Annotated in this window: 19 protein-coding genes and 1 pseudogene; all 20 read left to right on the top strand. The window is 62.5% G+C overall.

Annotated features, from left to right (window positions below):
• Positions 1-20 precede the first annotated feature (20 nt).
• The 20 genes and pseudogenes from NYE40_RS13390 (at position 21) to truB (ending at position 22002) form a co-directional block, all read left to right on the top strand.
• Positions 21-629 carry a hypothetical protein gene (locus NYE40_RS13390; RefSeq protein WP_101809233.1) on the top strand — a complete coding sequence of 203 codons (609 nt, stop codon included), beginning with the start codon at positions 21-23 and terminating at the stop codon, positions 627-629.
• Positions 616-1260 carry a hypothetical protein gene (locus NYE40_RS13385; protein WP_101809232.1) on the top strand — a complete coding sequence of 215 codons (645 nt, stop codon included), beginning with the start codon at positions 616-618 and terminating at the stop codon, positions 1258-1260. Before NYE40_RS13390 ends, NYE40_RS13385 begins: the two co-directional genes overlap by 14 nt.
• 206 nt (positions 1261-1466) lie before the next feature.
• Positions 1467-2165 carry a 30S ribosomal protein S2 gene (rpsB, locus tag NYE40_RS13380; protein ID WP_028597406.1) on the top strand — a complete coding sequence of 233 codons (699 nt, stop codon included), beginning with the start codon at positions 1467-1469 and terminating at the stop codon, positions 2163-2165.
• Positions 2166-2320: 155 nt separating this feature from the next.
• Positions 2321-2971: a translation elongation factor Ts gene (gene tsf, locus NYE40_RS13375; RefSeq protein ID WP_339278557.1), complete on the top strand. Its 651-nt coding sequence runs from the start codon at positions 2321-2323 to the stop codon at positions 2969-2971.
• A gap of 188 nt (positions 2972-3159) precedes the next feature.
• A complete protein-coding gene (gene pyrH / locus NYE40_RS13370; protein ID WP_028597404.1) occupies positions 3160-3888 on the top strand; it encodes a UMP kinase in 729 nt (242 codons plus the stop codon).
• A gap of 1 nt (position 3889) precedes the next feature.
• The gene (gene frr, locus NYE40_RS13365; RefSeq protein ID WP_028597403.1) at positions 3890-4444 is read left to right on the top strand and encodes a ribosome recycling factor; all 555 of its coding nucleotides are present in this window, start codon (positions 3890-3892) and stop codon (positions 4442-4444) included.
• Positions 4445-4489: 45 nt separating this feature from the next.
• On the top strand, positions 4490-5257 hold the full coding sequence (locus tag NYE40_RS13360) for an isoprenyl transferase (protein WP_028597402.1): 768 nt from the start codon (positions 4490-4492) through the stop codon (positions 5255-5257).
• Positions 5258-5283: 26 nt separating this feature from the next.
• Complete coding sequence (locus NYE40_RS13355) at positions 5284-6078, top strand: phosphatidate cytidylyltransferase (protein ID WP_339278556.1); 795 nt, start codon at positions 5284-5286, stop codon at positions 6076-6078.
• Positions 6079-6130: 52 nt separating this feature from the next.
• Positions 6131-7268, top strand: a pseudogene (locus tag NYE40_RS13350) (1-deoxy-D-xylulose-5-phosphate reductoisomerase).
• A 78-nt stretch (positions 7269-7346) separates the two neighbouring features.
• Positions 7347-8621, top strand: coding sequence for an RIP metalloprotease RseP (gene rseP, locus NYE40_RS13345; RefSeq protein WP_028597399.1), 1275 nt, complete (start codon positions 7347-7349; stop codon positions 8619-8621).
• A 21-nt stretch (positions 8622-8642) separates the two neighbouring features.
• On the top strand, positions 8643-10091 hold the full coding sequence (proS, locus tag NYE40_RS13340; protein WP_028597398.1) for a proline--tRNA ligase: 1449 nt from the start codon (positions 8643-8645) through the stop codon (positions 10089-10091).
• A 167-nt stretch (positions 10092-10258) separates the two neighbouring features.
• Positions 10259-14563 (top strand): PolC-type DNA polymerase III, encoded by a 4305-nt coding sequence (locus NYE40_RS13335; protein ID WP_153783726.1) that lies wholly within the window; start codon positions 10259-10261, stop codon positions 14561-14563.
• A gap of 178 nt (positions 14564-14741) precedes the next feature.
• Entirely contained in the window at positions 14742-15203 is a 462-nt protein-coding gene (gene rimP / locus NYE40_RS13330; RefSeq protein WP_101809228.1) for a ribosome maturation factor RimP, read from the top strand.
• 26 nt (positions 15204-15229) lie between these two features.
• Positions 15230-16327, top strand: a complete 1098-nt coding sequence (nusA, locus tag NYE40_RS13325; protein ID WP_101809227.1) for a transcription termination factor NusA — start codon at positions 15230-15232, stop codon at positions 16325-16327.
• A gap of 22 nt (positions 16328-16349) precedes the next feature.
• A complete protein-coding gene (locus NYE40_RS13320; protein ID WP_028597394.1) occupies positions 16350-16667 on the top strand; it encodes a YlxR family protein in 318 nt (105 codons plus the stop codon).
• Positions 16648-16983 (top strand): ribosomal L7Ae/L30e/S12e/Gadd45 family protein, encoded by a 336-nt coding sequence (locus NYE40_RS13315; protein WP_028597393.1) that lies wholly within the window; start codon positions 16648-16650, stop codon positions 16981-16983. Before NYE40_RS13320 ends, NYE40_RS13315 begins: the two co-directional genes overlap by 20 nt.
• Positions 16976-19735 (top strand): translation initiation factor IF-2, encoded by a 2760-nt coding sequence (infB, locus tag NYE40_RS13310; RefSeq protein ID WP_339278555.1) that lies wholly within the window; start codon positions 16976-16978, stop codon positions 19733-19735. Before NYE40_RS13315 ends, infB begins: the two co-directional genes overlap by 8 nt.
• A 16-nt stretch (positions 19736-19751) precedes the next feature.
• Positions 19752-20108: a 30S ribosome-binding factor RbfA gene (gene rbfA, locus NYE40_RS13305; protein ID WP_028597391.1), complete on the top strand. Its 357-nt coding sequence runs from the start codon at positions 19752-19754 to the stop codon at positions 20106-20108.
• Entirely contained in the window at positions 20105-21088 is a 984-nt protein-coding gene (locus NYE40_RS13300) for a bifunctional oligoribonuclease/PAP phosphatase NrnA (protein ID WP_084136535.1), read from the top strand. Before rbfA ends, NYE40_RS13300 begins: the two co-directional genes overlap by 4 nt.
• Positions 21085-22002: a tRNA pseudouridine(55) synthase TruB gene (gene truB, locus NYE40_RS13295; protein ID WP_028597389.1), complete on the top strand. Its 918-nt coding sequence runs from the start codon at positions 21085-21087 to the stop codon at positions 22000-22002. Before NYE40_RS13300 ends, truB begins: the two co-directional genes overlap by 4 nt.
• The last annotated feature ends 29 nt before the right edge of the window (positions 22003-22031 follow it).

Raw genomic sequence — 22031 nt, 5'->3', positions numbered from 1 at the left:
CAGGAGAAGGAGGACGGACGATGAACATGCAGCCCTGGCACTATATTGTCCTCGTCGGAGCGGTGGTGCTCGTCTGGTCCAATCTGCTGGCGCGGGGACGCGGCGCGAACAAGACGAAGAGCCAAGACTCTTCGGACGCCGGACTTCAGCAAATGGAGCTCGCGCTGGAACAGTTCATGGAAAACATGGAGCAGAGCCAGCGGGACCTGACCGGCCTGGTGCTGTCGTCAAAAGAACAGGAGAAGGAAGAGGCGCGGCGGCGCGAGGAACGGATCGCCGAGCTCGAGGAGCGCTGCACGCGGCTGCAGCGCGAGATGGAGCTGCAAGCCGCGTCGGTGGCGGCTGCTGCCGCTGCCGGCGGATCCGCCGGACAACGTCCCGTCGCTCCGGCTGCCGCTGCCTCGCAGCCGGTTGAAGCGCCGCAGGAAGGGCTTGCCGAGTCCGCCGCCGCCGCGCAGGCGCCAGCGTCCAAGCCGGGCATCAGGCAGCGGTTCACGATGCTTTTCGACCTGCATGAGCAAGGCCTCTCCGTGGAGCAGATCGCCAAGCGGCTCGGCATGAACAAAGGCGAGGTGCTGCTCATCCAGCAGCTGGCCAAGCAGGAGGGGGCTCGCCATGAAGCCTCCTAACCGCATGTTCTGGACCGGCCTCGGCGTCGGCATCATGGCCGGCGCCCTGCTGCTGCAGCTGCTGCTGGCCGGCCAGGGCGGAGCCGCGCTGCCGGATCCGCCGGACGGGGCGGCGGTCTATACGGCGGAAGAAGCGGAGCTGCTCGTCCAAGCGGCCGTCGAGCGGACGAGAGCGGAGATGGCCGAAGCCGAGGAGGCGGACGGCGACCCGAGTCCTGGAGCGCAGCCCGCGCCTTCCATCGAGCCGGCTGCCAGTCCGCAGCCTTCGGGCTCGCCGGCCGCTTCGCCGTCGGCGCGTCCGTCTCCAGCGGCGGCTCCCAAAGGCGGAACGAAATCGGAATCCGCCAAGCCGTCCGGCCAGCCGGCGGAGAGCCTCCCGGCCGTCGTCATCCGGATCGAGCCGGGGAGCAGCCTGACGGAGACCGCCTCTTTATTGAAGGAACGCAATCTCATCGCGAGCGAGAAAGGCTTTCTCGACTACATGGAGAAGCAGCGGCCGGTCCCGCTTGTCCGAGCCGGCTATTTCAAGATCGAGGGCAAGCCCGGCCTCGAAAACCTGAAGAAGATTCTAGCCAGCCAGCCGATGGACCCGGCAGAGGGCAAGGCGTGGCTGGACAAGCAAAAACGATGAGGGGACGCCCGTTCCAAGCGGATGGCGTCTCGTTTTTTTAGCTTGAGGGGACAGTTGCGCTGACAAGCCCGGTATGCTATAGTAATTGACGGTGTTAAAAACACACGCCGGTTAATTCTGTCAAGGGTGCTTCCGCGAGCGGAAGTCTTGCCGGAAGATGACATCGGCGGAGGACACAAATAAAAACCAACTAGGAGGTGTTGAAGATGGCAGTGATTTCCATGAAACAGCTGCTCGAGGCTGGTGTTCACTTCGGTCACCAAACTCGCCGCTGGAACCCTAAAATGGATCGCTATATCTTCACCGAACGTAACGGCATTTACATCATCGACCTGCAAAAGACGGTCAAAAAAGTAGAAGAGGCGTACAACTTCGTCCGCTCCATCGCGGAAGACGGCGGCTCCATCCTCTTCGTCGGCACGAAAAAGCAAGCTCAAGACTCCGTGAAGGAAGAAGCGGAGCGCTGCGGCAACTTCTACATCAACCAACGCTGGCTCGGCGGCACGCTGACCAACTTCTCCACGATCCAAAAGCGCATCGATCGTCTGCGCCAGCTGGAAAAATGGGAAGGGGACGGCACGTTCGATGTCCTGCCTAAAAAAGAAGTCATCATCCTCCGCAAGGAGAAGGATCGCCTCGAGAAATTCCTCGGCGGCATCAAAGGCATGCGCAAGCTGCCTAGCGCCCTCTTCATCATCGACCCGCGCAAAGAGCGCATCGCGGTCGCCGAAGCTCGCAAGCTGGGCATCCCGATCGTCGGCATCGTCGATACGAACTGCGATCCGGACGAGATCGATTATGTCATCCCGGGCAACGACGACGCGATCCGCGCCGTGAAGCTGCTGACGGGCAAGATGGCTGACGCCATCGTCGAAGCCAACCAAGGCGAGCAAACGACCGCCTAAGCTGGATTCGTCAGGAAATTCCTACAGCTGTGAACGATAAGGGTGGTCAGAAGGTGAAAGCCTCCTCGCCGCCCTTTTTTTGAGGGTGCATAGAGGAAACAATCCGCTCGAAGCGGAAAACTTGGCCTGAATGAAGGCATCGGGAGGAAAATCAGATGGCAGTCAATGCGAGTGCAGTCAAGGAATTGCGTGAAAAAACGGGAGCAGGCATGCTCGATTGCAAAAAAGCGCTGGAAGAAGCGAACGGCGATTTGACGAAAGCAGCCGTGCTGCTTCGCGAGAAAGGCCTTGCCGCTGCGGCGAACAAAGCTGACCGTATCGCGACGGAAGGCGTCGTAGAATCCTACATCCACGCTGGCGGACGCATCGGCGTGCTCGTGGAAATCAACTGCGAAACCGACTTCGTCGCCAAGACGGACCAGTTCCGCGAGTTCTGCAAGGACATCGCGATGCAGATCGCAGCCGTAGGTCCGAAATATGTCCGCCGCGAGGAAGTGGCAGCGGAAGAGCTGGAAAAAGAGCGCGAGTTCCTGAAGGCGCAAGCGCTCAACGAAGGCAAGCCGGCCCATATCGTCGAAAAAATGGTCGAAGGCCGCCTGAGCAAGTACTATGAAGAGTTCTGCCTGATGGAGCAGCCGTTCATCAAGGATCCGGACAAGACGATCTCGACGCTGCTGAACGAAAAGATCAGCACGATCGGCGAGAACATCTCCATCCGTCGTTTCGCTCGCTTCGAGCTTGGCGAAGGCCTGGAGAAAAAAGTCGACAACTTCGTCGAAGAAGTTATGTCGCAAGCGAAGCTGTAAGCCGCGTTCCATTGCCAGAAGCTGCCGGCCATCCGGGCGGCCGGCGTCTTTCGAACCGATACCGAACGCGAGGACAGGCGGGGCGGGGCTTCCGCCCCGCCTGTTTTTTTTAGGAAGCTTTCGTTCGACGCCGCATTGTTGAAACTTTTTAAGCACCGAAATCTGTCTTGAACATGGGGGTATTGACGTTGGAGAATCCCGTCTACAAACGCATCGTACTGAAGGTGAGCGGAGAATCGCTGTCCGGCCAGGCTGGCTACGGCATCGAGGCTGAAATCATCTCGTCCATTGCGCAGCAAATCAAGGAAGTCGTGGAGCTGGGCGTCGAAGTGGCCATCGTCGTAGGCGGAGGCAACATCTGGCGCGGCATCGCCGGCACGGCGAAAGGCATCGACCGGGCCACGGCCGACTACATGGGCATGCTCGCAACGGTCATGAACTCGCTCGCCCTTCAGGACGCTCTGGAATCGATCGACGTTCCGACGCGCGTTCAGACCTCCATCGCCATGCAGCAGATCGCCGAGCCTTATATCCGCCGCCGCGCGATCCGCCATCTGGAAAAGGGGCGGGTCGTCATTTTCGCAGCCGGAACCGGCAATCCCTTCTTCTCGACGGATACGACAGCCGCGCTTCGCGCAGCCGAGATCGAAGCCGAGGTCATCCTCATGGCCAAGAACAAGGTGGACGGCGTCTACTCCGCCGATCCGTTCAAGGACTCCACGGCCGAGAAGTTCGAAACGCTGACTTATCTGGACGTGCTCAACCGCAATCTGGGCGTCATGGACTCCACGTCCACCTCGCTCTGCATGGACAACAACATTCCGCTCGTCGTATTCGCGATCACGATCCCTGGCAATATTAAGCGGGTCGTGCTCGGAGAGAAGATCGGAACCATCGTGAAAGGAAGTGCCAACTGACATGCCGCAAACCATCAAATCCGATGCTGCCGAGCGCATGGAAAAAGCGATCGGAGCGCTGAAGCGCGATCTCGCGACGCTTCGCGCCGGCCGCGCGACTCCGGCTCTGCTCGACCGCATCTCGGTCGACTATTACGGCGCGCTGACGCCGCTCAACCAGCTGGCGAACATCAATACGCCGGACTCCCGCACGCTGTTCATCCAGCCATGGGACAAATCGTCGCTCGCGGATATCGAGCGCGCCATCATGAAGTCGGATCTCGGCCTGACGCCTTCGAACGATGGCGCCTCGATCCGCATCCAGGTGCCGATGCTGACCGAGGAGCGCCGTTCGGAGCTCGTCAAGATGACGAAAAAATTCGGCGAAGAGGCGAAGGTAGCGATCCGCAACATCCGCCGCGACGCCAACGAGTCCATTAAAAAGCTCGAGAAGACGGACATCTCCGAGGATGAGTCCAAGCGCCACCAGGACGACATCCAAAAGACGACCGACAAGTTCGTCGCCGAGGTCGACAAGGTGCTGTCCGCCAAAGAGAAGGAAATCATGGAAGTCTGATTGGGACTGGACAACGGGATTCAACGCCTGCGGGGAGGAAGGAAGATGATCGACAGACTGTGGTCAAAACGGGGCAAGGCATCTCCGCAGGAAGCGGAGCTTCCGTCCGGGGAAAATGTGCCGCAGCATGTCGCCATTATAATGGACGGCAACGGGCGATGGGCCCAGAATCGCGGCCTGCCGCGAATCGCCGGCCATCATACCGGAATGAAGGCGGTCAAGAAGGTTACGATGGCTGCCGACAGAGCCGGCGTGAAATATTTGACCTTGTACGCTTTTTCCACCGAGAACTGGAAGCGCCCCAAGCCGGAAGTCGATTTTCTGATGCGTCTTCCGCAGGAGTTTCTCGCTCTGGAGCTGGAAGAGCTGATCGAGAACAACGTGCAGGTGCGGATGATGGGCTACCGGGAGCATCTTCCGTCCTTTACGATCGAAGCCCTCGAGGAAGCGATCGAAAAGACGAAGGAGAACACCGGCCTCGTGCTCAACTTCGCGCTCAACTACGGCAGCAGGGCGGAGATGGCGGACGCCGTCCGCTCCATCGCCCGCGAAGCGGCCGAAGGCAAGCTTGATCCGGAGTCGATCGACGAGGCGCTGTTCGAAAGCCGGCTGCTCAGCAGCGACCTGCCGGATCCCGATCTGCTGATCCGCACGAGCGGCGAGCTGAGGCTGAGCAACTTTATGCTCTGGCAGCTGGCCTACAGCGAGCTGTACTTTACCGATGTCTACTGGCCTTCGTTCACGGAGGAGCAGTTCCAGGAAGCCATCATCGAATATCAGCGGCGGGGCAGACGGTTCGGAGGATTGTCCTAGCCCGCTTCCAAGCGAGGAAAATAGCGATGAAACAACGGATCCTAACCGGCCTCGGGGCAGGCGCTCTCTTCTTGCTGCTGCTCGTCATCGGCGGGACGCCATACGAGCTGCTGCTGCTGCTGCTCGCCCTGATCGGCTTTTTTGAATTCGCGCGCCTGAACGGCATTTCTCCTTTCCACCCGGCTGGGCTGCTCGGCTTCGCCGGGGTGCTTTTTTTTATGCTCCCATGGGAAGAGATGGGCCTCGACGTTCCGTCGGACAGCGCAGCGATATGGCTGCTGCTGCTGCTGCTCCTGTCGGTGACGGTCGTCGCCAAAAACCGGATCGCGGTCGACGGAGCCGCGCTGCTGCTGCTTGGTGCCGTTTATGTCGGCTTCGGCTTCGCCGCCATGGGCGATGTCAGAAGCATCGAGCCGCACGGCCTGTACCTAAGCTTTCTTAGCTTCGCCGCCATCTGGGCTTCGGATATCGGAGCCTACTTCATCGGCAAGGCGATCGGCAAGCGCAAGCTGTGGCCGGCGATCAGCCCGAATAAGACGATCGAAGGCTCGCTCGGCGGCATCGCCTGCGCGATCGCCGCTGCGATCGCCTTCCAGCTCGCAGCTCCGGAGACGATCGGCTTTGGCCGCGCGGTCGCGATCGGCGCCGTCGCGGCGGTCGCCGGACAGTTCGGCGATCTGATCCAGTCGGCGTACAAGCGCCATCGCGGCGTCAAGGACAGCGGCAAGCTGCTGCCCGGCCACGGCGGAGTGCTCGACCGCTGCGACAGCTGGATCGTCGTTTTTCCGCTGCTCGTGCTGACGGGACTGCTCCCGCTCTAGGAACGGTCCCGCTCCGGGCCGGTACATACTGCAAGACAAGGAGTCGATCGCAGTGAAAAAAATTACGGTGCTCGGATCGACCGGCTCGATCGGCACGCAGACGCTGGACATTGTCGCGCACCATCCGGAGCGCTATGCGCTCGACGGCCTGGCGGCGGGAGCCAACTCCGCGCTGCTGATCGAGCAGGCGCTCCGCTTCCGGCCGAAGCGGGTCTGCCTGGCGACCGAGGAGGCGGCTCGCGCCGCGCGCGGCGCTGCCGCAGGAGATCGAGGTGCTGCAGGGCGAGCAGGGGCTGGTCGAGCTTGCCGGCGGCGGCGACGCCGATACGGTCGTCACCGCGCTCGTCGGCAGCCGCGGCCTGCCGGCGACGCTGGCCGCGATCGAAGCGGGCCGCGACATCGCGCTCGCCAACAAGGAGACGCTCGTGACGGCCGGCCATCTCGTCATGGAGGCGGCTCGGCGCAGGGGCGTTTCGATTTTGCCGGTGGACAGCGAGCATTCGGCGATCTTCCAGTGCCTGAACGGCGAGCGGCGCGAGGATGTGCGGGGCATCACGCTGACGGCTTCGGGCGGATCGTTCCGCGACCGAACGCGCGACCAGCTGCGCGGCGTCACCGTGCAGGAGGCGCTCAGCCACCCGAACTGGTCGATGGGAGCCAAGATCACGATCGACTCCGCGACGATGGTCAACAAGGGACTGGAGGTCATCGAAGCCCGCTGGCTGTTCGGCCTCGGCTATGACGACATCGGCGTGCTCATCCATCCCGAGAGCATCATCCACTCCTATGTGGAGTTCAACGACCGCAGCGTCATCGCGCAGCTCGGACTGCCGGACATGCGCGTGCCGATCCAGTACGCGCTGTCGCATCCCGAGCGGCATCCGTCGCCGACGGAACGGCTGAGCCTGGCCGAGCTGGGCAAGCTTACGTTCCGGGAGATGGACTTCGACCGCTACCGCTGCCTCGCGCTCGCCTACGAGTGCGGCCGCATCGGAGGGACGGCGACGACCGTCTTCAACGCGGCCAACGAGGTCGCGGTCGAGCGCTTTCTGCGCGGAGAGATCGAATTCCTCGCGATCGAGGCCATCCTGCAGCAAGCGATGGAGAAGCATGTTCCTGCATCCGATCCCGATCTCGGAACGATCGCCGAGGCGGACCAGTGGGCCCGCCGGCTGGCCGCCTCCCTCTAAGTCGGTTCTCTTGTGCCAGGCTGGAGAATAATGATAATCTAAGGTACAGGCCTAAAGCGACAGGAGGCACCGACATCGATGGGTACATTGCAGGTCATCTTCATGACCGTTCTCGTGTTTTTCGTCATTGTCACCATTCACGAATGGGGACATTATTTTTTTGCGAAGCGCGCCGGCATCCTCGTCCGCGAGTTCGCCATCGGCTTCGGCCCGAAGCTGTTCTCGATCAAGCGGGGCGAGACCCGCTTCACGCTTCGGCTCGTGCCGGCAGGCGGATTCGTCCGCATGGCGGGAGAGGATCCGGAGCTCGTCGAGATCCAGGCGGGCCAGACGATCGCGATCCGCGTCAAGAACGGCCAGGCGACGCGCCTCTACCTCGACAAGCTGGATGAGCGCAGCGGCGTCGTCCGCGGCGAGGTCGAGGCGATCGACCTGGAGCGCCGGCTGTTCGTGCAGCTGCTCGTCGAGGGCGACTCCGAGCGCTACGAGGTGCATCCCGAAGCGCTCATGATCGCCAAGGGCAGGGAGACGCAGATCGCTCCGCTGGACCGGCAGTTCGGCAGCAAGACGGTCGGCCAGCGGGCGCTCGCGATCGCCGCCGGACCGTTCATGAACTTCATCCTCGCGATCGTGCTGTTCGCCGCGTACATCCAGATGGCCGGCGTCGCCGTCGACAACCCGCGGCATCTGGTCATCAACAGCATCGTCGGCGGCATGCCGGCGGAGCAGGCCGGCCTGCACAAAGGCGACGTCATCCAGACGGTCGCCGGCGAGGACATCCAAGCGGACTACGACCGCATGATCCAGGTGATCGGCGAGTCGGCCGGCAAGCCGCTCGACATCGTCGTCGAGCGGGGCGGCGAGACGATGACGTTCACGATGACGCCCAAGCTCGACGCCGACACCAAGATGGGCAAGGTCGGCATCACGGCCGGCTATCCGCGCCGGGCGGCCACGTTCAGCGAGACGATCACCGGCACGTTCACGCTCATGAAGGACATGACGGTAAGCATCTTCCAGGGCTTCGGCAAGCTGATCACCGGCGACTTCAAGCTGGACGACCTCGGCGGTCCGGTGCGCACGGCCGAGGTGACGGGCCAGATCGCCCGCCAGGGCCTGACGCAGCTGACGAGCTGGGCGGCGCTGCTCAGTCTGTATCTTGGCATCTTCAACCTGCTGCCGATCCCGGCGCTTGACGGCAGCCGCCTCGTGTTCATCGGCATCGAGGCGCTGCGCGGACGGCCGATCGATCCGGCGCGGGAGAGCATGGTCCACGTCATCGGCTTCATGATGCTCATGCTGCTGATGCTGGCCGTGACCTACAACGATATATTGCGACTTGTCAAAGGGTAGAGGGGAGCTGGCGGTTCAGCCATGTCGAAGGAAAAGCAGTTCGTAACGGAAATAACGCCTCAAGCGGAGGATTTCTCCCGCTGGTATATCGACGTCATCAAAAAAGCCGAGCTCATGGATTACTCGCCGGTGCGCGGCTGCATCGTGTTCCGTCCCGAGGGCTATGAGATCTGGGAGCATATTAAGGAAGAGCTGGACCGCCGCTTCAAGGCGACCGGCCACCGCAACGCCTACTTCCCGCTGTTCATCCCCGAGAGCTTCTTCCAAAAGGAGAAAGAGCATGTCGAGGGCTTCAACCCCGAGCTGCCGTGGGTGACCGAGGCCGGTGGCGAGCCGCTTGAGGAGCGGCTGGCGATCCGTCCGACGTCCGAGACGATGATCGGCCATATGTACAGCAAATGGATCCAGTCGTACCGCGACCTGCCGGTGCTCATCAACCAGTGGGCGAACGTCGTCCGCTGGGAGAAGCGCACGCTGCCGTTTCTGCGCACGAGCGAGTTCCTCTGGCAGGAGGGCCATACGGCGCATGAGACCGAGACGGAGGCGCGCGAGGAGACGATGCGCATGCTCGAGGTGTACCGCAGCTTCGTCGAGGACTATCTCGCGATTCCGGTCATCAGCGGCGAGAAGACGCCGTCCGAGCGCTTCGCCGGCGCCGTCGACACCTATTCGATCGAAGCGATGATGAAGGACGGGCGCGCCGTGCAGGCGGGGACCTCGCATTATCTCGGCAGCAAGTTCGCGGTCGCGTTCGACATCAAGTACCTCGATCGCGAGAACCAGCTGCAGTTCGCGCATACGACGTCCTGGGGCGTCAGCACGCGCTTGATCGGCTCGCTCATCATGGTGCACGGCGACGACCGCGGCCTCGTGCTGCCGCCGAAGATCGCCCCGACGCAGGTCATCATGATTCCGATCGGACCGCCGAAAACCCGCGACGCGGTGCTCGCGCGGGTGGACGAGCTGTTCGGCCAGCTCAAGCAGGCCGGCGTGCGCGTGCGCGTCGACGACCGCTCGGACGTCAGCCCGGGCTGGAAGTTCAACGAGTACGAGATGCGCGGCGTGCCGATCCGTCTCGAGCTCGGCCCTCGCGACATGGACAACGGCGTCTGCGTGCTCGTCTCCCGCGTCAGCGGCGAAAAGCGTATCGTCAACCAGAGCGACCTGCTCGCCGAGATCGAGAGCATGCTGGAGCAGGTGCATCGCGAGATGTACGAGAAGGCGGCCGCTTTCCGCACGGAGAACACGTTCGCGGTCGATACGCTGGACGAGATGAAGGCGCTGTTCGAGCAGAAGCGCGGCTTCGTTACGGCCGGCTGGTGCGGCTCCGAGGCGTGCGAGAAGCAGGTCAAGGAAGAGACGGGCGCGACGAGCCGGAACATTCCGTTCGAGCCTTCCGAACGCAAGGCGTCCTGCCTGTGCTGCGGCGAGAAAGCCGCCCATACGGTCGTATTCGCCCGGGCGTACTGATATCCAGGCTTGTTCAAGGCCAAGTCCCGCCAGGGGCTTGGCTTTGTTTTTTTGGAGAGCGGCAGCCGCGGCGAGGGCGGCAACTTTCTATGTCTTTCTCCATTTTTCGACGGTATAATAGAGTCTGATTGCTGGAATCGGACGGTCTTCAAGCAGGGAGGGAACATATGAGCGAGGCAAAGCGACAGCGCTTCGAGCTGTTGATGAAGCAGGCGGAGCTGGCGCCGGACCTGATCGGAGCCCATTTTCAGGATGGCCATATCGAGAAGGTGCTGGTCAGCCCGAGCAACCGCGAGTGGACGTTCTGCATCGCCAAAAGTCTGCTCGTGAAACGGGACTATTACAAGGTGTTCTGCCAGACGATCAAACAGAAGTTCAGCCATCTGGCGGACGTCACCTTTTGCTTTACTTATGATGAATCGATCTCCACGGACGAGCTGGCTCTGGAATATTGGCCGCTGTTCGTCGAATGGGCGCAGCGGGAAATGGCGTCGGTCAACGGCTGGCTGGCCAAGGCCGCGCCTTCTGCCAGCGGCGGCGTGCTGCAGATCATGCTGATGGATCGGGCCGGTCTCGAGCTGGCGAAGCGCAAGAAGATCGACGAGGCGATCGTAGCCTTCTACGAAGAGCGCTTCCGCCGCACGCTGCGGGTGAAGCTCGCCGCAGGCGAAAGCTCGCGCGAGCTGTACGAGCAGTTCGAGAAGCGCGTCGTCCAGGAAAACAGCGAGCAGGTGCAGCAGATCATGACGAGCGTCGCCTCTGAGGCGGTGCCGGAGCCGGAGGACGGCGACGTCAAGCTCGCTATCGGCTACGACATCCGCGACGAGCCGGTGCCGATGATGAACATCGTCGAGGAAGAAAAGAAGATCGCCGTGCAAGGCACGGTGTTCGGGCTCGACGTCAAGGAGCTGCGCAACGGCAGCACGCTGTTCACGTTCAACGTCACCGACTTCACCGACTCGATGGCGATGAAGATGTTCGCCAAGACGAAGGAAGACGTCAAGGTGCTGTCCAAGCTGTCCAACGGCAAGTGGATCAAGGCTCGCGGCCGCGTCGAATACGACCGGTTCATGCAGGAGCCGGAGCTGGTCATGATGCCGAACGACCTGCACGAGGTGCTGCCGCCCAAGGAGCGGACCGATACGGCGGAGGTCAAGCGGGTCGAGTTCCATCTGCACACGACGATGAGCACGATGGACGCCGTCACGCCGGTCGACGCGTATATCAAGACTGCCGCCAAATGGGGCCACGGCGCGATCGCCGTCACCGACCACGGCAACGTGCAATGTTTTCCCGACGCGTTCAAGCACGGCAAGAAGAACGGCGTGAAGGTGCTGTTCGGCGTCGAGGCGAACGTCGTCAACGACGCCGTGCCGATGGTGCTGAATCCGCGCGAGGAATCGCTCAAGGATGCGACGTATGTCGTGTTCGACATCGAGACGACGGGACTTTCGATCACGGCCTGCAAAATCATCGAGCTCGCCGGCGTCAAATACAAGGACGGGCATGAGATCGGCCGCTTCGCCACGTTCATCGATCCGCACGAAAAGATTCCGTACCACATCCAGCAGCTGACGAACATTACGGACGACATGGTGCGCGGCGCGCCGGAGCTCGCTCCAAAACTCAAGGAATTCGCCGAGTTCGTAGGCGACAGCGTGCTCGTCGCGCACAACGCCCGCTTCGACATGGGCTTCATCCAGGCGGCCTGCAAGGAGATCGGCATCCCGGAGCTGTCCAATCCGGTGCTCGATACGCTGGAGCTGGCGCGCTTCCTTCACCCGACGATGAAGAACCACCGGCTGAACACGCTGTCGGACAAATACAAGGTCTCGCTCGAAAGCCATCACCGCGCCGTCGACGACTCGGTGGCGCTCGCCGGCGTGCTGTACGGCCTGATCGGCGACGCGGCCGAGCGCAGCATTACGGGGCTGCATCAGCTCAACGATTATGTCGGCATGGACCTGTCCAACTCGCGGCCGTTCCACTGCAACATCTACGCGCTGAACGCGGTCGGCAAGAAGAACCTGTTCAAGCTGATCTCGCTCTCGCATACGAAGCATTTCAAGCGGGTCGCCTGCATTCCCAAGAGCAAGCTCAAGGAGATGCGGGAAGGGCTGCTCGTCATCTCCGGCTGCGAGAAGGGCGAGTTTTTCGAGGCTGTGCTCAACAAGACGGTCGAAGAAGCGGAAGATGTCGCCGAATTCTACGACGTGCTGGAAATCCAGCCGGTCGACTTCTACATGCATCTCGTCGACAAGGGACTCGTCGGCAGCCGCGCCGAGATCGAGGAGGCGATGCGCAAGATCTGCCGCATCGGCGACAAGCTCGGCAAGCCGGTCATCGCCACCGGCAACGTGCATTACCTGCATCCGCGCGACAAGATGTACCGCGAGATCACGATCATGGGCATTACCGGCTTCAGCCCGCTCAAGGACCAGCGCAAGCCGGACGCGCATTTCCGCACGACGGACGAGATGCTCCAGGAATTCCGCTTCCTCGGCGAAGAGCTCGCCTATCGCGTCGTCGTGACGAATACGGTGGAGCTCGCCGAGCGCTTCGAGACGTACGAGATGTTCCCGGACAAGCTGTATACGCCGATCATCGAGGGGGCCGACGACGAGATCCGCGACACCTGCTACGCGACGGCTCGGCGCATGTACGGCGAGGAGCTGCCGCAGGTCGTCATCGACCGGCTGGAGAAGGAGCTCGTGCCGATCATCAAGTACGGCTTCTCGGCGAACTATCTCATCTCGGAGCGTCTCGTCAAGAAATCCAACGAGGACGGCTACCTGGTCGGATCCCGCGGCTCGGTCGGCAGCTCCGTCGTGGCGACCTTCCTCGGCATTTCCGAGGTCAATCCGCTGCCGCCGCATTATTTGTGCAAGACGGACGGCTGCTGCCACAGCGACTGGATTCTCGACGGCAGCGTCTCCTCGGGCTTCAACCTGCCGGACAAGGCCTGTCCCAAGTGCGGAGCGATGATGCGCGGCGAAGGCCAGGACATCCCGTTCGAGACGTTCCTCGGCTTCAAGGGCGACAAGGTTCCCGATATCGACCTCAACTTCTCGGGCGAATACCAGCCGATCGCCCATAACTATACGAAGGTGCTGTTCGGCGAGAAGGCGGTGTTCCGCGCGGGCACGATCGGCACGGTGGCGGAAAAGACGGCGTTCGGCTTCGCCAAGAAATATGAAGAAGAGAAGGGCCGCAAATGGCGGGGAGCGGAGCTCAGCCGCCTCGCATCGGGCTGCACCGGCGTCAAGCGGAGCACGGGCCAGCATCCCGGCGGCATCGTCGTCGTGCCCGACTACATCGAGGTCGAGGACATCACGCCGGTGCAGTATCCGGCCGACGATACGAGCGCGGAGTGGATGACGACCCACTTCGACTACCACGCCTTCGACGCCAACCTGCTCAAGCTCGACATTCTCGGCCACGACGATCCGACGATGATGCGCATGCTCCAGGATCTGACCGGCATCGACCCGACGACGATCCCGATGAACGATCCGAAGGTGATGAGCCTGTTCAACTCGACGACGGCGCTCGGCGTGACGCCGCAGCAGATTCGCTCGAGCGTCGCGACGTACGGCGTGCCGGAGATGGGCACGAAGTTCGTCCGCCAGATGCTCGAAGAGACGCAGCCGAGCTCGTTCGCCGACCTGCTGCAAATATCGGGGCTGTCGCACGGAACGGGCGTCTGGCTCGGCAACGCGCAGGAGCTCATCAAAAAAGGCACCTGCACGATCAAGACCGTCATCGGCTGCCGCGACGAGATCATGCTTTATCTGATCTACAAGGCCGGCATGGACGCGGGCCTCGCGTTCAAGATCACCGAGAGCGTGCGGAAGGGCAAGGGACTGACGCCGGAATGGATCGAGGAGATGAAGCGCTGCAAGGTTCCTCAGTGGTACATCGACTCCTGCCTCCGCATCGAGTACATGTTCCCGAAAGCCCATGCCGCCGCCTACGTCATCTCGGCCGTGCGCACCGCGTTCTTCAAGCTCTACCATCCGATCGCCTACTATGCGACCTACTTCACCGTGCGGGCGGAGGACTTCGACCTGGAGCTGCTCTGCCAAGGCTACGACGCGATTTTGAAGCGGCTCGTGGAAATCGAGCAGAAGGCCTTCGCCGCCTCGCCGAAGGAAAAGGCGTCGATCTCCATCCTGGAGATGGCGCTCGAAATGACGGCGCGCGGCTTCTCGTTCAAGCCGATCGACCTGTACCGCTCGGAGGCGACGCGCTGGACGATCGACGGCGACAGCCTCATTCCGCCGTTCGCGGCGATCGCCGGCATCGGCGAAAATGCCGCGCGCAACATCGCCGCCTCTCGCGACGGCGGAGAGTTCCTCTCGGTAGAAGACTTCCAGCAGCGCTCCAAGGCGACCAAGACGATCGTCGAGGTGCTGGGCGGAATGGGCTGCTTCCGCGGCCTTCCGGAGTCCAACCAGCTGTCTCTCTTCTAGGGCTGGCGGCGGCTGCTCCAATCGCTTTAGAGGAAAACAATTCTTGTCAGTCATCAGGGGTTATGGTATAATTTTTTTGGTAATCATGAGGATAGATGTACTTTCTGAAGAGTGGGGAAACCCACTCTTCACGTTTTGTCCACTACTTTTTACGTTTGGATCAGGGGGTCTATCGGAGTTGAGCACATCCCGAATCAAGGCGGTCGTCGAAGAGATGATCACGCCCTTTCTTACCGAAAACGGCTTCGAGCTTGTCGACATTGACTATGTCAAGGAAGGCAGCCATTGGTTCCTCCGCGTATTCGTCGACAAGGACGGCGGAATCGACATCGACGAGTGCGGCCGAATCAGCGAATACCTGAGCGAGCGCCTGGACGAGAACGATCCCGTCACAGACGCTTATTTTCTGGAGGTCTCTTCTCCGGGAGCGGAGCGTCCGCTCAAGAAGCCTGAGGATGTCAGCAAGGCGGTCGGCAAGCAGGTGTGCGTCACGACGTACGAGCCGGTCGACGGATTGAAAGAATTCGAGGGTCCGCTGCTCGCCTTCGACGGAGAGACCGTCTCCGTCCAGGTCGGACGCAAGAGCTACTCGATTCCATATGCCAAGGTGGCCAGCGCCCGGCTGGCTATCGTTTTCTAATTCGCGAAAGGGGGATTGACAGTTTCATGAGTATGGATTTTATTGAAGCGCTGAACGAGATCGAGCGCGAGAAGGGAATCGCCAAGGACGTGCTTCTGGAAGCGATCGAAGCGGCGCTCATCTCCAGCTACAAGCGCAACTTCAACACCGCTCAGAACGTGCGCGTGGACATCAACCGCCATACCGGCGTGATCAAGGTCTATGCGCGCAAGAACGTCGTGGAAGAAGTGCTCGATCCGCGCCTGGAGATCAGCGTCGAGGCTTCGCGCGAGATCAATCCGCATTATCAGCTCGACGACGTGGCCGAGATCGAGGTTACGCCCCGCGACTTCGGACGGATCGCCGCCCAGACGGCCAAGCAGGTCGTCACGCAGCGCATCCGGGAAGCTGAGCGCGGCCTGATTTATAACGCTTATATCGATAAAGAAGAAGATATCGTCAACGGCATCGTGCAGCGCCAGGATACGCGCAACCTGTTCGTCGACCTCGGCAAGGTGGAGGCGGTGCTGCCGCTGACCGAGCTGATGCCGACCGACAAGTTCAAGCACGGCGATCGCGTCAAGTCGTTCATCACCAAGGTGGAGAATACGACGAAAGGGCCGCAGATCATCCTCTCGCGCACGCATCCGGGGCTGCTGAAGCGCCTGTTCGAGCTCGAGGTGCCGGAGATCTACGACGGCGTCGTCGAGATCCGCTCGGTCGCGCGCGAGGCCGGCTTCCGCTCCAAGATCGCGGTCCACTCCCGCAACGACGAGGTCGATCCCGTCGGCTCTTGCGTCGGCCAGAAGGGCATGCGCGTGCAGACGATCGTCTCCGAGCTCAAAGGGGAGAAGATCGACATCGTGCGCTGGTCGGACAGCGTCGAGGAGTACGTCGCCAACGCGCTCAGTCCGTCCAAGGTGCTGGAGGTCATCGTCTTCGAGCAGGAGAAGATGGCCCGCGTCATCGTGCCGGACTACCAGCTGTCGCTGGCGATCGGCATCAAAGGCCAGAACGCGCGCCTCGCGGCGAAGCTGACCGGCTGGAAGATCGACATCAAGAGCGAGACGCAGGCGGAGCAGGAGTTCGGCCGCGAGCGGACCCAAGGCGCCGCGATGCACCAGGACTCCGTCACGATCGACTGAGCGGGAAGGAGGGAATTCGCCGATGAGACCGAGAAAGATCCCTCTGCGCCGATGCGTCGCAAGCCAGGAGATGCTTCCGAAAAAAGAGCTGATTCGGGTCGTCCGCACGCCGGACGGCCAGATCAGCATCGACCTGACCGGCAAGAAATCCGGCCGCGGCGCCTATTTGAAGGGCACGGCGGAGAACTTCCGCCTCGCCAAGAAGAGCAAGGCGCTCGACCGCGCGCTCAAGCAGGCGGTGCCGCCGGAAATCTATGACCAGCTGGAGCGCGAGTTCATCTCCGTCGAGGAGCAGTTCCTCGCCGCCAAGGCGCAGGAGGATGACGAGGATGGCGAATAAGGCTCTCTCCAGCCTGGGCATGGCGATGCGCGCCGGCAAAGTCGTGACCGGCGACGATACGGTGCTGCGGACCGTGCGCCAGGGAAAGGCGGCGCTCGTGCTTGTGGCTGCCGACGCTTCGGGCAACACCCGCAAGAAATACCGTGACAAATGCTCGTCCTACGGCGTATTTATGGCCGAAGCTTTTTCCCGCGAGACGCTCGGGCATGCCCTCGGCAAGGAAGAGAGGGTGGTCGTCGCCATAACGGATCGGGGATTTGCCGACATGATTCGGGGTCATTTGAGCCAGAATACGGAGGTGGAGAATATTGACTAAACCACAAGACGGTAAAGAAGGCAAAGAGAAGCTTCGCGTGTATGAATACGCGAAGTCCCTTAACATGAGCAGCAAGGAAATCATCACGATTCTTAAGCGGCTGGATACGCCGGTCAACAACCACATGAGCGTCATGGAGAGCGGCATGGTCAGCAAGGTGGAAGGATTCTTCCGCGACATCAAAGCGAACGCCGCGGCGAAGCGGGCGCAGGGCGGCCAGCAGGCCGGCACGTCCTCCGCCCGTCAGACCGAAAAGCGGCCGGAGCAACAAGGAGTGCATACTATTCCACGTCAAGAGCAAACCCAACAACCAAACCAACAGGATCGACAGGTGACTATGAATACGACATCGAACAACTCAAGCAGCAACGGCACTCAGCGTACTTCCCAAGGCGGAAGCCGCGGCGGACAAGGCGGCGGCCAAGGTCGTCCGGCAGGCCAAGGCGGCGGTCAAGGCCGTCCGGCAGGACAGGGCGGCGGTCAAGGACGCCCGGCAGGCCAAGGCGGCGGTCAAGGCCGTCCGGCAGGTCAAGGCGGCGGCTACGGCGGCAATCGTCCCGGCGGCCAAGGCGGCGGCCAAGGCCGTCCGGCAGGCCAAGGCGGCGGCTACGGCGGCAATCGTCCAGGCGGCCAGGGCGGCGGCCCAGGCCGTCCGGCAGGTCAAGGCGGCGGCTACGGCGGCAGCCGGCCAGCCGGCCAAGCCGCAGGCGCAGGCACGGCTTCCCGCGGCGAGAGCCGCAGCACGGCTCCTGCTCCGCGTACGTTCGGCGACAACAAGCCGGCGGGCGGCGGCCAGCGCGACTTCAGCCGCAGCGGCACGGGCGGCGGCGCGGGACGCAGCGGCGGACCGGGCGGCCAAGGCGGCAACCGCCGCGGCGGCGGCAAGCCGGGCGGCCAAGGCGGCCGCTTCGACGATCGCGGCGGAAACTTCCGCAGCCGCGGCAAAAACGGCCGCGGCGGCAAGAGCAGCCAGCCGCAGCGGGACAAGATCGACAACACGCCGAAAAAGATCATCGTCCGCGGCAGCATGACCGTCGGCGAGCTCGCGAAGCTGCTCCACAAGGACGCTTCCGAGGTCATCAAGAAGCTGATCTTCCTCGGCGTCATGGCGACGATCAACCAGGAGCTCGACATCGAGACGATCCAGCTGGTCGCCTCCGAGTTCAAGGTCGAGGAAGTCGAAGTCAAGATTCCGGTCGAAGAGGACGATTTCGAGACGGTCGAGGAGAAGGACGAAGAGGAGAGCCTCGTGTCCCGCGCTCCGGTCGTCACGATCATGGGCCACGTCGACCATGGCAAGACGACGCTGCTTGACGCCATCCGCTCCACCAACGTGACGAGCGGCGAGGCCGGCGGCATCACCCAGCATATCGGCGCGTACCAGGTCGAGATCAACCAGAAGAAGATCACGTTCCTCGATACCCCGGGCCACGAAGCGTTCACGATGATGCGCGCTCGCGGCGCCGAGGTGACGGACATCACGATCATCGTGGTGGCGGCCGACGACGGCGTCATGCCGCAGACGGTCGAAGCGATCAACCACGCCAAGGCGGCCAAGGTGCCGATCATCGTGGCGGTCAACAAGATCGACAAGCCGGATGCCAACCCGGATACGATCAAGCAAGAGCTGACCAAATATGAGCTCGTGCCGGAAGAGTGGGGCGGCGATACGATCTTCGTGAACGTCTCCGCCAAGCAGCGCACCAACCTCGAGGAGCTGCTCGAAATGATCCTGCTCGTGGCCGAGGTCAACGACTATAAAGCGAATCCGAACAAGCGCGCTCGCGGCACCGTGCTCGAGGCCGAGCTCGACAAGGGCAAAGGTCCGGTCGCCCGCGTGCTCGTGCAGCACGGCACGCTCAAGATCGGCGATGCGTTCGTCGCCGGCAATACGTTCGGCCGCGTACGCGCGATGATCAACGACAAGGGACGCCGTCTCAAGGAAGCCGATCCGTCGACTCCAGTCGAGATCACAGGCTTGACGGAAGTGCCTCAAGCCGGCGATCCGTTCATGGTGTTCGAGGACGAGCGCAAAGCCCGCGCGATCTCCGAGCGCCGCTCGATCAAGCAGCGCCAGTCCGAGATGGGCGCGAACTCCCGCGTCACGCTGGACGATCTCTACAAGCACATCAAGGAAGGCGAGATCAAGGACCTCAACGTCATCATCAAGGCCGACGTGCAGGGCTCTCTCGAAGCGCTGCGCGGCTCCCTCGAGAAGATCGAGGTCGAAGGCGTGCGCGTCAAGTCGATCCACAACGGCGTAGGCGCCATCACCGAATCCGACATCGCGCTTGCTTCGGCTTCCAACGCGATCGTCATCGGCTTCAACGTCCGTCCGGAATCCCAGGCGGCGGTAGCGGCCGAGCAGGAGAAGGTCGACGTACGCCTGCACAACATCATCTACAACGTCATCGAGGAGATCGAGCAGGCGATGAAGGGCATGCTCGACCCGATCTTCAAGGAAGTCGTCACCGGCCATGCCGAAGTGCGCAACCTGTTCAAGGTCAGCAAGGTCGGCACGATCGCCGGCTGCATGATCACGGACGGCAAGATCTCGCGCTCGGCCGAAGCCCGCGTCATTCGAGGCGGCATCGTCGTGCATCAAGGCAAGATCGATACGCTCAAGCGCTTCAAGGATGACGTCAAGGAAGTGTCGCAAGGCTACGAGTGCGGCATCACGCTGGAGAAGTTCAACGACATCCAGGAAGGCGACATCATCGAAGGCTTCGTCCAGGAAAAGGTAGAACGCTAAGAAGAGGTGGTCCATCATGGCTAAAATCCGTGTCGGCCGCGTCGGGGAGCAGATCAAGAAGGAGCTCAGCCAGATCATCCAGACCGAGCTCAAAGATCCCCGCATCGGCTTCATTACGGTAACCGGAGTGGACGTCACGAACGATATGTCCCAGGCGCGCGTCTACTTGAGCGTGCTCGGGAACGACGATCAGAAGGAAGAGACGCTCAAGGCTCTGGCGCGGGGAACCGGCTTCATCCGCTCCGAGCTCGGCAAGCGGATCCGCCTTCGCCATACGCCGGAGCTGCTGTTCAAGTTCGACGGCAGCATCGAGTACGGCAGCCGGATCGAATCGCTTCTGACGAAGATCAACCGGGAGAACGGCGGCGAATGAGCGGCGGCATGCACCGCGACTTCGAAGCCGCAATGAGTTTTCTGAACGAGGGAGACGACTATTTAGTCGTCTCCCATGTTCAGCCTGACGGGGATGCGATCAGCTCGACGCTCGCCGCCGCCTGGCTGCTAGACCGGCTCGGCAAGCGCGTCGTGCTGGCGAACCAGGATCCGGTGCCGGATCGCCTTCGCTTTTTGAGCGGCAGCGAGCGGATCCTGAGCCTGGACTCGCTCGCTCCCGACCTCCGCTTCAAGCGGATCGTAGCGGTCGACTGCGCCGATTTCAAGCGGATCGGCCAGCTGTCCGAGCGGTTCGCGGAAGGCGCCGAGCTGCTCAATATCGACCATCATCCGACGAACGACGCCTACGGCGTCTGCAATCTGATCGTGCCGGAGGCGGCGGCGACGGCGCAGATCCTGTTCGAGCTGATCGCGGCATCCGGCCATGCGCTCGATGCGGCCGCGGCGGAGCTGCTGTACACGGGCTTGCTGACCGACACGGGCGGCTTCCGTTATTCCAACACCGATACCCGCGTCATGCAGACCGCTGCGCGGCTGCTTGAGGCGGGCGCGGACGGCTACCGCATCGCGGATCGGCTGCTGGAGACGATGACGCTGCCGCAGCTCAAGCTGCTGCGTCTGGGCCTCAACCGGATGGAGTTCCGGTTCGACGACCGGGTCTGCTCGATGCTCATCACGCCGGAGGACATGGCGGAGATCGGCGCCGCGCCCGAGGATCTCGAAGGGCTCGTGAACTACGCCCGCAACGTCGAAGGCGTGGAGGCAGGCGTCCTGTTGAAGGGCTTGCGCGACGGCAGCGTCAAGGCGAGCCTCCGCTCCGGCGGAACGCTCGACGTCGCCGCGATCGCCTCGGCGTTCGGCGGCGGCGGCCATATCCGCGCGGCCGGCTGCCGTCTCGAGGACGACGTTCAGATCGAGGCGCTTCTGTCCGCCATCGGGGAGGCGCTGGAGCCGAGATGAATGGAATCCTCCCGATCTGGAAGCCGGCCGGCTGGACGTCCCATGACGTCGTAGCCAAATGCCGCCGGCTGCTTCGCACGAAGCGCATCGGCCATGCCGGCACCCTCGATCCGATGGTGACCGGCGTGCTGCCGCTTTGCATCGGACCGGCGACGCGCTTCGTCGAGTACTTGCAGGAGCTGCCCAAGGAATACGAGGCGGTGCTGCAATTCGGCGTGGCGACCGATACGCAGGATCTGACCGGCGAGACGATCGCGCAGGTCGATTCGGTCGAAATCGGAGAGGAGCGTCTCCTGGAGACGCTCCTCTCGTTCGTCGGGGACATCTGGCAGCTGCCGCCCATGTACTCCGCCGTCAAGGTCGACGGCAAGCGGCTGTACGAGCTGGCCCGCGAGGGCAAGACGGTCGAGCGCAAGCCTCGCCAGGCGACGATCCACGAGCTGGAGCTGCTGGAGGCGGACCTGAGCCTCGACCATCCCCGCATCCGGTTCCGCGTGCTCTGCTCCAAAGGCACCTATATCCGCACGCTCTGCGTCGACATCGGCGAGAAGCTGGGCGTGCCCGCGGCGATGGCGGAGCTGACGCGGACCGAGTCCGCGGGCTTCCGCCGCGAGGACTGCGTCACGCTGGAGCAGCTGGAGGCGCTGCAGCGGGATGGAGCGGAAGGCAGCCCGCTGCTGGCGGCCGACCGCACGCTCTCGCATATCCCCGCCCTCACGGCGGCCACTCCCGCCGTGCGCCAGGCGCTGCAGGGCCGGCGGATTCCGCTCGACTGGCTGGACGGGACGGCTCCAGCCGGCGGCATGATCCGGCTCTACAGCCATAGCGGCCTGTTCGCCGGCCTGTTCGAAGCGGAGCCGGAGGACGGCATGCTGAAGGCGGTCAAGGTGTTCGCCCGTCCGGAAGAGGTCTGAACCTAAAGAGAAATGCAGGTGGGAGAGCA

The organism is Paenibacillus sp. FSL W8-1187 (genome assembly GCF_037965485.1).
Lineage (GTDB): Bacteria > Bacillota > Bacilli > Paenibacillales > Paenibacillaceae > Paenibacillus_O > Paenibacillus_O pasadenensis.
This window is presented reverse-complemented; position numbering and strand designations above follow the sequence as displayed.